The sequence below is a fragment of the Polynucleobacter sp. HIN9 genome (genome assembly GCF_030297635.1).
Lineage (GTDB): Bacteria > Pseudomonadota > Gammaproteobacteria > Burkholderiales > Burkholderiaceae > Polynucleobacter.
In genome coordinates this window covers 524,406-538,534 of sequence record NZ_AP028140.1, presented here as the reverse complement: position 1 = coordinate 538,534, position 14,129 = coordinate 524,406, and the positions used below count along the sequence as shown (strand labels likewise).

General features: G+C 47.8%; 9 protein-coding genes and 1 tRNA gene. 4 read left to right on the top strand and 6 right to left on the bottom strand.

Translation table 11 applies throughout. The features are described 5' to 3' along the window. Window position 1: 1 nt before the first annotated feature. Window positions 2-1,024, bottom strand: coding sequence for a cell division protein ZipA C-terminal FtsZ-binding domain-containing protein (locus QUE62_RS02790; RefSeq protein ID WP_286227159.1), 1,023 nt, complete (start codon window positions 1,022-1,024; stop codon window positions 2-4). Then, window positions 1,024-4,539, bottom strand: coding sequence for a chromosome segregation protein SMC (gene smc / locus QUE62_RS02785; RefSeq protein ID WP_286262143.1), 3,516 nt, complete (start codon window positions 4,537-4,539; stop codon window positions 1,024-1,026). The genes QUE62_RS02790 and smc overlap by 1 nt, the downstream gene beginning before the upstream one ends. Window positions 4,540-4,718: 179 nt before the next feature. On the opposite strand from smc, the gene dapD reads away from it, so the two are divergent. The 3 genes from dapD (at window position 4,719) to prmB (ending at window position 7,629) form a co-directional block, all read left to right on the top strand. Continuing rightward, window positions 4,719-5,546, top strand: coding sequence for a 2,3,4,5-tetrahydropyridine-2,6-dicarboxylate N-succinyltransferase (gene dapD / locus QUE62_RS02780; RefSeq protein WP_286262141.1), 828 nt, complete (start codon window positions 4,719-4,721; stop codon window positions 5,544-5,546). Window positions 5,547-5,549: 3 nt separating this feature from the next. Then, on the top strand, window positions 5,550-6,698 hold the full coding sequence (gene dapE / locus QUE62_RS02775) for a succinyl-diaminopimelate desuccinylase (RefSeq protein WP_286262139.1): 1,149 nt from the start codon (window positions 5,550-5,552) through the stop codon (window positions 6,696-6,698). A 61-nt stretch (window positions 6,699-6,759) separates the two neighbouring features. After that, complete coding sequence (gene prmB, locus QUE62_RS02770) at window positions 6,760-7,629, top strand: 50S ribosomal protein L3 N(5)-glutamine methyltransferase (protein ID WP_286262137.1); 870 nt, start codon at window positions 6,760-6,762, stop codon at window positions 7,627-7,629. A gap of 6 nt (window positions 7,630-7,635) precedes the next feature. Here prmB and radA read toward each other — a convergent pair whose 3' ends face one another. From radA to QUE62_RS02755, 3 genes are read right to left on the bottom strand one after another with little or no spacing between them, the layout of a single operon-like run. Beyond that, a complete protein-coding gene (gene radA, locus QUE62_RS02765; RefSeq protein WP_286262136.1) occupies window positions 7,636-8,997 on the bottom strand; it encodes a DNA repair protein RadA in 1,362 nt (453 codons plus the stop codon). Between the two features lies 1 nt (window position 8,998). Beyond that, window positions 8,999-9,493 (bottom strand): hypothetical protein, encoded by a 495-nt coding sequence (locus QUE62_RS02760; RefSeq protein WP_286262133.1) that lies wholly within the window; start codon window positions 9,491-9,493, stop codon window positions 8,999-9,001. Further along, window positions 9,493-11,337, bottom strand: a complete 1,845-nt coding sequence (locus QUE62_RS02755) for a potassium transporter Kup (RefSeq protein WP_458574833.1) — start codon at window positions 11,335-11,337, stop codon at window positions 9,493-9,495. Before QUE62_RS02755 ends, QUE62_RS02760 begins: the two co-directional genes overlap by 1 nt. A 207-nt stretch (window positions 11,338-11,544) precedes the next feature. On the opposite strand from QUE62_RS02755, the gene QUE62_RS02750 reads away from it, so the two are divergent. Then, window positions 11,545-11,621, top strand: a tRNA-Met gene (locus QUE62_RS02750). Between the two features lie 56 nt (window positions 11,622-11,677). Here QUE62_RS02750 and QUE62_RS02745 read toward each other — a convergent pair. After that, window positions 11,678-14,128 carry a DNA internalization-related competence protein ComEC/Rec2 gene (locus QUE62_RS02745; RefSeq protein ID WP_286262131.1) on the bottom strand — a complete coding sequence of 817 codons (2,451 nt, stop codon included), beginning with the start codon at window positions 14,126-14,128 and terminating at the stop codon, window positions 11,678-11,680. Window position 14,129: the final 1 nt, after the last annotated feature.

Below are 14,129 nucleotides of genomic sequence, written 5' to 3'. Positions count from 1 at the left end.
CCTAAGAGAATAAACGGAGTGCAGTGCCGGACCCTGCAGGGATGCCTGCTTTGTCAAGCTGAGCATAAAGAGAATCAAGTTGTTGGCGAATCACATACACCGAGTTCTCAGTCAAGTGAACTCCGTTGTCATCAACCAAGCGTCCTTGCAAGGTCTGTGCCACATCCGCAGCCTCATTGAGCATCAGCTCAAAGGGTCGCAAATGTTGTGCAACCACAGGCACTTCCAGTAAGAAAGTAATTTGTCCAATTGGCGCTTGCCGATCAAATGTCCCTGTCCGAAATACTGGCTTACCATCTACTGCATATTCAAAGGCATATCCCTGAGGGCTCATGCGGTAGCCTCTTTGGGTAAGGGCTGACTCAATATGGGGCCAAGACCATGTTTGCTGATCAAACACAATGTTCATTCCCAACAAAATATCGCTTTGCGCAGCAAGGGCATCCAGTTCTTTTGCACTCTCTAGCATAGTATTTACAGCTGGCATATCAATTTGGGCATCCAAGGACTCCGCCAATACCTGAACACGGGAACAAAAGTCCGATAACTCAAGAACCCCAATGGGACCACGCCGACTGGCGAGTTGAACCGCGAGCTGAATTTCTAAGTACGAATGATCTGCCTCTAGGGGCTCCCAAATACCCTCATTTGCACCGGTTGCATGAAGCCCATCGGCCATCCACGCAATTGGCAGATCGCTCCACGATTTAAGAGCCTCCAAAATCTCCAACCCAGAAATGGCTTGGTTAAAACGCAGAGTGATCACGCAATCGATCCGGGGATCAATCGTTTGAGGTGCTGGGCCTTGGTTTACTGTATCGACAGAAACGGGGGAAGCCTCAATTGGAACGTCATTAGAGACATTGGAATCTGGCTCAACACGTTCTTCAGTTACTTTAGATTTTGCTCGAGCATTGCGAATGTTATAGATCACCACCCAAGTTAGGAACAGAACCCCAACCGCTCCAAGCGCTAGTTGAAGCTCTGATAAACCCAACTGAGATGCAAACTGATCAAGCGGCATTAAGCCGCCTCCACCATCGAAACAGCCGACGCAATATCAACAGCAACAATCCGCGATACGCCTTGTTCCTGCATCGTAACGCCAATTAATTGGCTGGCAATTTCCATGGTGATCTTGTTGTGTGAAATAAAGACGAACTGAGTTTTATCCGACATCCGTGCGACCATCTCAGAATAGCGCATTGTATTCGCATCATCAAGGGGTGCATCCACCTCATCGAGCAAACAGAACGGTGCTGGATTTAGTAAGAATAAGGAGAAGACTAAGGCGATAGCTGTCAGAGCCTTCTCCCCACCGGAGAGTAAATGAATTGTGCTATTTTTCTTACCGGGCGGCTGCGCCATCACTTGGACACCTGCATCTAAGATCTCTTCGCCTGTCATAACGAGCTGCGCATTACCACCACCAAAGAGCTCAGGGAACAATCGCCCAAAATGGGTGTTCACCTGATCAAATGTGCCTTGCAATAGATCACGTGTCTCAGCATCAATCTTTGCAATCGCATCTGTCAATGTCTGGATCGCCTCATTTAAATCGGCTGATTGCGCATCTAAGAATGACTTGCGCTCACGGCTACTCGATAGCTCATCAAGAGCAGCCATATTGACGGGTCCCAATGATTGAATCTCATTATTAAGGCGAGTGACCTCTCCTTGCAGACTGCTCGCACGCAGATCTGGGCTATAGCGCTCAGCAAGTGCTTGGTAATCCGCCTCATCGTCATTCAATAAAGTTGTGAACTGCTCATAACTCAAGCGAGCTGCTTGCTCTCGCAACTGCAGATCAACCACTCGGTCGCGCATCGGCTGTAGGGTTTGCTCAAGCATTAAACGCGCTTCATCCGCCTGACGTAACTGGTGCTGCATCGCCTCTTGCTCGGTTCTAGCCTTTGCTAACGAAGCCTCGCGCTCAGAACGGGTGACCAACAAGCTTTGTAGTTTGTTTTGTGCTGCCTCATCACTCAAGGTCTTTAGCTCGTTTTGATTAGCATCAAAGCGGTCCTGAAGCTCCATAATTTGGGTTCTAGCAGTACTTTGATCACGCTGTAGATCATTGATGCGTTGCTGTAAGGAGCGAGTATTAAATGTGGCTTCTTGGGCGGTCATTTCTGCTTGACGCAAGGTAAGGCGCAATTGTTCGCGCGCAGCACTCGCTTGCTCTAGGTCATTCTGAGCTGTTGAGAGCTGAGATTCCAGGTCTAATTTTTGTGCGTTCGCATCACGGAGCTGCTCTTCAGTTTGAGTCTTCGTCACAGAAATACTATTTAACTGTTGATTAATTTCCGATAACTCAGAATCGATTTGTGCAGCCCGAGTACTGTACTGCTCTTTAGCTTGCACTAATTGCATTTTTTCAACTTCAAAGGCATGCGCCTCTTGAACGGCTTGCTCTGCGGCAACTCGGGATTGATCGGCAGCAGCAAGTGCAGCCTGATAGTTCGCATTAGCTTGCTCGAGCTCGCTTTGCAACTCGCTCTGAATTAACTGTTGCGCCTTAAGTTGCTTCTCAAGGCTTGCCATCTCTTGTGCACGAGCCAACATTCCCGCCTGCTCAGAATCAGGTGCATACAGCTGGACACCAGCGCGCGTCACCAAATGTCCTTGTGCGGTGACCAAAGCAGCGCCACGGGTGAGTTGTGTACGTCGCCGTAACGCATCCTCTAAGGTATCAGCGATATAAATATTGCTCAACCACTCTTGCAAAACATTGGCGATGACACCAGATGCCTGCACACGTGAGATAAATGGCACAAATCCCGATGGAGCCTTAATCTCCCCAGACTCCAAATCATCGGTCAAAAGAATGGCTAAGCGACTTGGTGGCGCCTCTTTAGCAAGGCTTAGAGTCTCATTCAGACTTTTACCGGTTAATGCCGCTAGGCGCTCGCGTAATACTGACTCCAGAGCGGGCTCCCAACCCTTTTCAACTTTAAGCTCCTGCCATAAGCGTTTACTCTCTTTTAAGCCTTTACTTTCTAACCAAGGGCCAATCTTGCCTTGTGCTTGAACACTTGCTTGTAAAGCAGCCAGTGCGCTGAGTTTGGCCTCGCTTTGCTGCACATCCTGATTGGCTTTTTGAATCTGATCCAATGCAGCTTGCCGCTTGGCATCGGTGACAGGCACGTGCTCTTGGTTTTGAAGCGCCTTAGCTTTTGCCTCTTCCGCTTTGCGCAAAGCCATGATGTGACGATCTGTAGCCATTTGCAATGCTTGGTCATCTGGTTTACGCATCGTCGCTAACTCATCCTGTAAACGAGTCGACCGTGAGGTAGCGTCTTCAAACTGGGCTTCACCAGCATGAATCCGTTCTTGCAGACTAACAAGTCGCTGCTCAAGGCTTGCTAATGCAGCACGCGCGCCATCGAGTGCTTGGGTTGCCGACTGCAAACGTTCATCATAAGAAGGTGCTTGCGATTGCAGAGCCCCAAACTCTGCTTGCAATTTTGTCTCGTTCTCACTCGCAGCCCGGAACTCTTGCTCAGCCTGGCGCTGCGCTTGAGCGGCCTCCTTCTCTTGCGTAGTCCAGCGATCAAGCTGGGCCTGCAAATCAGCGACTTGCTCTTGAAGGCGTTGGCGGGATTCATGAACGTATTTAATCTCGGCTTCAACTTGACTGATTTCCGCATTGGTTTCGTATAAATCGCCCTGTGCTTTGGATACCACGTCCTGCAGTGCATACTGCTGCGTGCGCATCGTTTCTAGCTCGGACTCTGCGTGACGCAGCTTTGCAGTTTCTTCTTCTAATTTGACCTGGGTTTCCCGAATCGAGTTGGCATGTTTCTCTTGTTCCTTGCCCGACTCTGTTTGCTTTACAAACCACAGCAATTGCTGCTGGGATTTCATCTGAGTCAGCAGTTCGTTATGACGACTAGCCACCTCAGCCTGTGCTTCCAAACGTGCTAACTGCTGTTCTAGCTCCCGCAAAATGTCCTGAACGCGAACGAGATTCTCCTGAGTATCTTCTAAGCGGGCAGCGGTTTCTTTGCGGCGCTCCTTATATTTCGAGACGCCAGCAGCCTCCTCTAGAAAAACGCGTAACTCCTCGGGCTTGGACTCCAAAATACGAGAAATAGTGCCTTGGCCAATAATCGCGTATGCACGCGGTCCAAGGCCGGTTCCAAGAAAAATATCTTGTACGTCTTTACGGCGTACCACCTGATTGTTGATGTAGTAACTTGAGTTACCGTCGCGGGTTAAAACACGCTTAACTGAGAGCTCAGCAAAACTAGACCATTGACCTTGTGCACGACCATCGGCATTATCAAAAATGAGTTCTACGCTGGCCCGACCAGATGGTTTACGTAAGCCAGAGCCATTAAATATGACGTCTTGCATCGACTCACCGCGCAACTCGCTCGCCCGTGACTCTCCTAGAACCCAGCGAACCGCATCAATAATGTTCGACTTACCACAACCATTCGGACCAACCACACCAATTAACTGGCCAGGTAACTCAAAATGGGTTGGGTCAACAAAAGATTTAAAGCCAGATAATTTGATTGATTTCAGTTGCACGGATGTTCTTCTTAGTAAGGCAAATTAGGGGATTAATGGTCTAAACGTTCTAATCCAAGATGATAACAATCCCAGGACCATTTAACCCTTCCGTACAAGCCCCAATATAATGACTATTAAGTATTTATATTTCAGTTTTTTCTAAAAATCCTTATCAATCCTATAGTTATCTACACCTTATGACGCAAGCCCTCCAAAACACTATTGAACAAGCCTGGGAAAACCGTGGGAATTTATCTCCGAGCTCAGCACCGGTCGAGATTAAACAAGCAGTTAGCACTGTTTTAGAGGGTCTCAACAATGGCTCAATTCGGGTTGCCGAAAAACGAGCCGTCGGTCAATGGGATGTCAATCAGTGGGTCAAAAAAGCGGTATTGCTTTCGTTTCGCCTTGAAGACAACCAGCCAATGTCAGCCGGTGGCTTTACCCAGTTTTACGACAAGGTACCCAGCAAATTTGTAAATTACTCATCCGAAGACTTTGCCAAAGGTGGGTTTCGGGTGGTGCCACCCGCTTTTGCTCGTCGCGGCTCATTCATTGGCAAAAATGTTGTACTCATGCCCTCCTATGTCAATATTGGCGCCTATGTGGACGAAGGTACGATGGTCGATACCTGGGCCACGGTTGGATCATGTGCGCAAATCGGTAAAAACGTTCACCTCTCTGGCGGCGTAGGTATTGGTGGTGTCCTAGAGCCCATTCAAGCGGGTCCTGTCATCATCGAAGACAACTGTTTTATTGGCGCTCGCTCCGAGGTGGTTGAAGGAGTGGTGATTGAAGAAAACAGCGTTCTCTCAATGGGAGTCTATATTGGCCAGAGTACCAAGATTTATGACCGCGAAACTGGTGAGGTTCATTATGGTCGTGTTCCGGCAGGATCCGTCGTGGTTCCAGGATCGATTCCAGCAAGCAATGGTAAATACAGCTTGTATGCGGCAGTGATTGTGAAAAAGGTTGACGCTCAAACCAGAGCGAAGACGGCTATTAATGAACTCTTGCGTGACTAATTGATGAATACGGCCCTTACGCTGACTAAAGAGCTAATTGCATGTCGCTCGGTGACTCCTGCGGATGGCGGATGCCAAGAGCTGATTGCAAAGCGCTTGGCAGCAATTGGCTTTGAGGTCGAAACCATCGTCAGCGGTCCAGAACACTTTCAAGTGACCAATCTTTGGGCAATCAAACGAGGTAAAAACTCCCAAGGCAAAGTATTAGCCTTTGCTGGACATACGGATGTTGTTCCAACCGGACCACTCGAGCAGTGGACTAATGACCCGTTTGTCCCTACTGAGCGTGATCAATTTCTGTACGGTCGTGGCGCTGCGGATATGAAAACTTCCCTTGCCGGTTTTGTAGTGGCAACCGAAGAATTTGTACAGACGCACCCGAATCACTCTGGATCAATTGCCTTCTTAATTACCAGCGATGAGGAAGGGCCTGCCCATGATGGGACCGTAGTCGTATGCGACCTCCTTAAAAAACGGGGTCAAAAACTGGATTACTGCATCATTGGTGAGCCCACCTCCGTAGAGCGCTTAGGCGACATGATCAAAAATGGGCGACGCGGATCGCTTTCGGGGAAATTAAAAGTCAAAGGGATTCAGGCGCATATTGCCTACCCTCATTTAGGTCGTAATCCCATTCATGAAGTTGCCCCGGCCCTTGCGGCACTGGTTGCCAAAGAGTGGGATCGCGGCAACCAATACTTTCAGCCGACTAGTTTTCAGATCTCAAACATTCATGCCGGTACCGGTGCAAACAATATCATTCCGGGTGAGTTGGTAATTGACTTTAATTTCCGCTTCTCCACCGAAAGTACGCCAGAGCAGTTAAAAGCAGGGGTTGAATCGATCTTGCGAGACGCCAAGCTTCAGTTCAGCATTGATTGGACCTTGGGTGGCGAACCATTTTTAACCGGCGATGGCGAATTAGCGGGTGCGATGCGCGAAGCCATTTTGGCTGAAACCCAAGTTCATACAGAGCTTTCAACTACCGGTGGCACCAGCGATGGTCGATTCATTGCAAAGATTTGCTCCCAGCTGATTGAATTTGGACCTGTGAACGCAACTAGTCACAAGATTGACGAACGCGTGGCGCTCGACTCCATTGAGCCACTGAAGAATATCTATCGTCGCGCACTTGAAAAACTAATTGCCTAAGGATTTGCTGGGTAAGCTATTGCCCATGGACCCCATTCCCATAACAACCAATTTGCCCAGCATGACAATTGATGCGTGTTGTCAACGCATTCAAAGTCTTCTGGAATCGGCTGATCTTCATTACGGACATGGTGCGAGTAATGCAGAGGCCGAGGCATTGTGGATTGTCAGCAAACAATTAGAGCGATCGCCTTCAGAAACTCTTGAGCATCTAGACTCCATGATTTCTGGAGAGCTTAGCCAAAAGGCTTTCGCGGTGGCTCAAAAACGAATTGAATCACGTCAACCTCTCGCCTACCTTTTGGGAGAAGCATGGTTAATGGGGGTACCCTTTGATTGCACTACGCAAAGCATCATTCCGCGTTCATTCATCGCTGAGTTAATCGCTCATGAATCCCTTGAGTCTTGGTTACCCGCAGATGGCAGGGTGCTTGATTTATGCACCGGCAATGGTTCACTGGCAGTTCTCATGGCCCTTCACTATCCTGACTTGCAGGTTGTGGCAAGTGATCTCTCTTTGCCGGCTCTCGCTCTGGCCGCTCGCAATCTTGATCGCCATCACTTAAGCGATCGCATTGAATTACTGCATGGCGATCTATGGGAACCGATTGCAGAGCAGGATTTACGATTTGATTTAATTGTTTGTAATCCACCCTATGTAAATGAACAGTCAATGCAAGCACTGCCTCCAGAATATCGTGCTGAGCCGCGTGAGGCGCTTGCTGGTGGATCAGATGGTATGGATCTGATTCGTGAGATCATTCGCTCCGCTGGCGAATACCTTCATGAACGCGGCGCATTAGTGCTTGAGATTGGCAATGAATATGATCATTTCCAAAAAGCTTTTGGGCATCTTTCCCCGATTTGGATGGATGTATCAGCGGGTGATCGGCAGGTATGCTTGATTGAGGCAGAGGATTTACGCCGCTAGCATTTTCTAATACAGGTCGTTGATAGCAGCGATGGCCTCATCAATCCGCTCAACTGCGATCATTTGTAAATCGGTAATTTTGGATTTTGGCAAATTAGCCTTTGGAATAATTGCAATCTTGAATCCCAATTTAGCGGCCTCCTTGAGTCTCTCCTGACCGCGCGGACATGGGCGAATTTCTCCAGCCAAGCCAACCTCACCAAATACCACCAAATGTTTTGGTAGAGCACGATTACGAATTGATGATGTGATCGCAAGCAAAACCGCAAGATCGGCAGCTGGTTCGGTAATTTTGACACCACCCACTGCATTTAGGAACACATCCTGATCAAAGCAAGCGATTCCAGCATGACGGTGCAAGACCGCTAACAGCATGGCCAAACGCGCCTGTTCTAAGCCAACCGCTAGGCGTCTAGGATTAGGAATATGCGCCGTATCAACCAGCGCCTGAATCTCAACTAACAGTGGCCGACTCCCCTCCTGCGTTACCAATACACAGGAGCCAGGCACCGTTTGCGGATGTTGCGATAGAAAAAGAGCGGACGGATTGTTGACACCCTTGAGACCTTTCTCGGTCATCGCAAAGACGCCGAGCTCATTGACCGCCCCAAAGCGGTTTTTAATCGAGCGCACTAAGCGAAATGACGAATGCGTATCGCCCTCAAAATATAAAACGGTATCGACAATGTGCTCAAGTACGCGTGGGCCAGCCAAATGACCATCTTTAGTCACATGGCCAACTAATAAAACACAGATGCCACTTGACTTCGCCAAACGTGTTAACTGGGCGGCACACTCCCGAACTTGCGCAACCGATCCAGGAGCCGATGTAAATGCCTCGGAATACAAAGTCTGGATGGAATCAACTACCAATACCTGCGGCTGCGCAGCCTCAACCGATAGTAATAACTTTTCTAACTGAATCTCTGCCAAGATTTCAAGCTGAGGTGCATTTAAAGAAATACGTTGAGCACGCAAGGCAATTTGAGCAGCAGACTCCTCTCCGGAGCTATATAAAACATCAATCCCTTGCATACTGAGCTCGGCGAGGGCTTGCAATAGCAAAGTGGATTTACCAATTCCAGGATCACCGCCGAGCAAAACTACTCCACCGGCTACCAATCCCCCACCCAGCACGCGATCGAGCTCCGTAATTCCTGTGGGCAAACGAGGCGAATCCTGCGCTTCAATGCTCACTAATTTTTGTCGCGGGATTGACTTGGCCAATCCCTGAAAACGATGGTTGGCGGTCTCAGCCAAAGACTCTTCAAGCGTGTTCCATGCATCGCATGCAGGACATTGGCCCTGCCATTTAGGAGAACTGCCTCCACACGCTTGGCAAACATAGAGGGTTTTGGTCTTTGCCATATCAGTCTAATTTCACACCAGATTTATTTTCTTGTGCACGTCGTGGAGCATCTTTACGACGCTCCTCTAAGTCTGCAGCACGGGCTGCCGCATCCTTTTGTTTTTGTAAAAATGCTTTTTCATTCTCAGCGCGTTCTTGTGCACGTTTTGGATCAGCTCGCTCAGCAGCCCTGCGAGCATCGCGTTCAGTCTTGATACGCTCTTTTATAATGCGTTGGTTTTCATTGAGCAATACTTCTTGTGCCCGAATCGGATCGATTTCTTTCCGATACTTAGCTCTTGCATCGCCAAGACAGGAGTTTACGAAAAACTTCTCATAACACTCCGCACTCGTTTTCTTCCAACGATATTCAACCCATTCACGCTGCAACGTTAGTTGAGCCTCGATTTGATTCAACTTTTCAAGCTCAAGTTCGTCACTTGTTGACGCATTGACCGGAACAATCGTCAATCCAAAAAGAATAGCAACAGTTAAAAATCGATTGGCGTACTTCATTAAATCTCGACCTTGGCACCCAACTCGACTAAGCGATTAGCCGGAATGTTATAAAAATCCGATGGCTTAGTAGCATTTTGCATCATCCAAGCAAAGAGACGCTCGCGCCAAACGGCCATTCCTGGAGATTTAGATGGCGTAATGGCATCTCGCGCGAGGAAGAAGGTGGTATCCATTAGATCAAATGGCAACCCATACTGCTTGGTAATTAATTCAAGTACTTTATTGATATCAGGGGTTTCTTTAAAGCCATGCACACTGCGAACAACATAAACATTTCCACCAAGGTCTTTCAGAGATAAGCGATCTTCATCTCGGACAAAAGGCACGTCCCAGGTACTCAGCTTTAAGAAAAAGACACGTTCATGCATGACATGGTTGTGCTTTAAGTTATGCAGCATTGCCGCCGGTACAAAATCAATATGCGGGGTCAGAAAAATAGCGGTGCCCTCGACTCGATGCGGCGGATGAGCCAACAGGTTCTTAATGAATCCCTCAAGTGGAATTGATTCGGCAATCAGTTTATCCCGCAAGAGTTTACGGCCCCGATACCATGTGATTGAACAAGTAAACATGACCATACCCAGTGCTAATGGATACCATCCGCCATCTTTGATCTTGATTAGGGTAGCAGTCCAGAAACCAATATCAATTGCCAAAAAAACTACGATCATGCACAAAATGATGATCGGATTAATATGCCACTCACGACGCATCACAATACTCAATAAAATAGTTGTTACAAGCATTGTTGAAGTAACCGAAAGTCCGTATGCGGCTGCTAAGCTCACAGACTCCCTAAACTCCAAAACGGTCACGATGACCATGATCAATAGGGCCCAGTTGACAGCTGGTATGTAAATCTGACCCCGCTCAGAGACTGAGGTATGCAAGATATTCATACGCGGTACAAAACCCAGAAGAATGGCTTGATTAATGAGAGAGAAGGCGCCAGAAATAACTGCCTGAGAGGCAATCACAGTTGCGGCAGTCGCTAAACCGATGACGGGCCACAAAGCCCACTCTGGAACCATGAGATAAAACGGGTTTGATATTGCTGTTGGGTTTGCCAATAACAGTGCGCCCTGCCCAAGATAATTGAGCAACAAACAAGGCAACACGATAAATAACCAGGTTAATCGGACCGGGCTCTTGCCAAAATGTCCCATATCCAGGTAAAGAGCTTCTACGCCCGTAACAACAAGAACAACTGCTCCCATCACAATAAACGCGGTTAGAGGATGATCGATCACAAAATGTATGGCGTATATGGGATTGAATGCCAAAACTATCCCGGGTGAATGGGTTATGTTCATAACCCCTAAAATCGCCAAAACAAGAAACCATGTCAAAGTAATAGGCCCGAATAATTGCCCCACAGCGGCAGTGCCATATTTCTGAATTAAAAATAGACAAACCAAAATTAGTAATGAGATTGGGATTACTGCGTCTGCCAAGTTGGGGGTTGCTACCGCAATACCCTCAACAGCAGAAAGCACTGAAATCGCCGGGGTGATCACAGACTCACCCAATAACATACAGGCACCCAGCATCCCAAGAACCATCACCATGAAATACTGCTTTGAATCACTTTTCATAGAGCGCAGGGCAAGTGCCATTAAAGATAAGACACCACCCTCGCCTTTGTTATCGGCACGCATAACGACAAAGACATATTTGAAGGTCACCACAATCAGAAGCGCCCAGATCATCATGGAGATCACTCCAAATAGCGCTTCGTTCGAGAATGCAATGCCATGATCTGGACTAAAGCATTCTTTGAGAGCATACAGCGGGCTTGTACCAATATCTCCAAAGACGATTCCCAAGGCCGCAAGCATCATGATTGGCAAACTCTTCTTCTGATGCTCACCACTACTCGAGATTTCGACTGGCTCTAATAGGGATGAATTGGAGTACTCAGGCTTACTAATCGTCATTCAACAATTGGGTAAAAATGATCTTGTGGCTATGATACGCCCTTTAAACCACTTAAAACAGGGAAAAGCTCGACAGGTGAAAGTAAAAAATGGTAGAATCTAAGGCTCAGGCGCGGGGTGGAGCAGTCTGGCAGCTCGTCGGGCTCATAACCCGAAGGTCATAGGTTCAAATCCTATCCCCGCAACCAATCTCTCAAGCCTTTCCGACTCAGAATGCCTATCTTTAGGTATTCACTGTGATTGACTAGTCGTGATGCCACAATCGCTTTCGCTTCTGTCTCACGAAATCAACAATCAGCTTGTCTGTCATAGCATGCCAATGTTGAGAACCAGTAGTGGTTGTTTCTAGAAACGGGATTTGATTATCCCGATATCGTTCTTTCACAACACGATGTGGATGACCATATCGGTTTCGATATCCGTGCTGAGAAAATGCCACAGTTGGTTGGATGGCATCTAGCCATACTCGAGATGATGATGTTTTGCTACCATGATGCGGGGCCATGACCACCACTTTATTGGGCCTTTGATAACCCATTTCCTTTAGGCGTCGAGCATGCTCATGCTCTCCACGTTTTTCAATATCGCCTGTTAACCAGAAGCTTGTGTTGGCATTGCGGATCTCTAGCACGCAACTATTTTCATTGGGCTTTCCGCGATGGGACTCTGCTTTAAAGTCTACCTCCTCAGACGGATGCCAGACTTTAAAGTCCACACCATCCCATTGCCATTCTTGACCATACTGACAGGGCAATGCTGGTATGGCTGATTGTTGGATGTCATTCATTAACGGATGATGCTCCGGCATCGTTCCCAAGAATGATTGAATATTTAAGTTCTTCATCAGAGTGTTTGCACCCCCTATGTGATCTGAGTCTTTATGGCTTATAACCAATCGGTCTAATCGATCAATTCCCTCTCCGCGAAAGTAAGGAAGCAATACCCGTTCTCCAGCATTGTCATTTTTTCCAGAAAGTGGGCCGGCATCATATAAGAGCCGATGTGATTTGGTCTCAACTAGGACTGCGGTGCCCTGCCCAATATCAAATACATATGCCTTAAATTGACCATGATTAATGGTATCGGTCACTTGCCAAAATAAAGGGATGCAAAGGGCAAGCCCCACAATACGACTCATTCGATGGCTTGTCATCGGACCGGGACGAATATGCCAATAGATTCCAAGAGATGACAGCGCCATTACCCAGAGCGTTGGTTGATGAGACCAATGCACTGCCCAGTCAAATTTTGCAAGCCAGTTCAGGTATTTCGCCGTCCATTCCATTGCCTCATGAGCGAGCTGGAGAGGGATGGGTGCAAACCACTCAGGAAGAATCGCGCCAGCAATCGCCAAGGGGGTCACAACAAAACTAATCACTGGGATTGCCAGTGCATTCGCTAGTGGCGATACGATAGATACTTGGTAAAACCAATATAAAGTACAAGGAATGAGTGCAATGGTCACAATCCATTGCAAGCGGCAGGATTCAAAAAAGGCTTGTTTGAGCCGTTCGAGTCGGCTACGCTCCCACTCACCTCCATTCGGGATGCCAATGAGGCTTGATGAGGAACCCATCCCATACAAGATGATGGCTACCGCTCCAAACGACAACCAAAATCCCGGGGTGTAAGGGGCCATGGGGTCAATTACCAGAACCAGTAATAGTGCGATCCACCAAATATCAAAGGCGCGTGGAATTCTGGAGGTCCAGAGTGCAAAAGCCACAATCCCAACCATGTAGAGCGTTCGTTGGGCTGGTATTTGAAATCCAGCTAACCATGCGTATAAAAACGCAGTCAATAACCCAGTGGCAGCTGCAACTTTTTGAACAGGAATGATGAGCGGCCATTCACGACGACGCCATATCCATGCCCCTAATAAGGCGCCCAATCCAGAGAGCATCGTGACATGTAAGCCCGATATGGAAATTAAGTGGCCGACACCGGTAGCATTAAATACCCGCCAATCAGATTGCGCAATGGCATTTTGATCGCCAATCACTAAGGCAACTAATACCCCAACATAGGGAGCAGAAGGCTCAAGAGCCGCTTTGATCTTATTGCGAAGTCGCCAGCGTTGATACTCGATGGCTGTTTTTAATGAAATCCATCGAGACTCTTGAATTCGCTTACCCGACCTAACTGAACCATGTGCTCCAAAGCCTTGATGAAACATCCATCGTTCAAAATCAAAGCCATGGTCATTCATTAAGGTATGTGGTCTTTTGAGTTTGACAACAAATTGCCACTCTTCGCCCGGGGCGAGCTCTGGAATCAAACGATTTTTTTGCCACGCCCCACTCCAACTCAAGTAGATTTTTCTTGGCAAGGTCTCAGATTGATCATCATTCCATTCAACCACGTCAAAAGCAAAGCGCTGATGTTGATGATAACCACTAGGTAGTTGATCGACGTATCCCCGGATCGTTAATTCTTGATCTTCAAGAGAAACTGGTAAGGGCGATGAAAGTCTCTCCTTTGCATAATGAAAGTGATATCCCCACCCCAATAATCCCAAAGCTAGCACAAGTGCTACGCATGCGAAGGTGCGATTACGATCTCGCAAGTAATAGCTAACGCTCAGCAAAATAATTCCGGAAATAATGCTGATCTCGAGGCCGTGATTCGGTAATTTGGGTAAAAAGAAAAAAGCCGACCCTCCGGCAATCCATGCCGTAATTGCGATGCGGAGCACG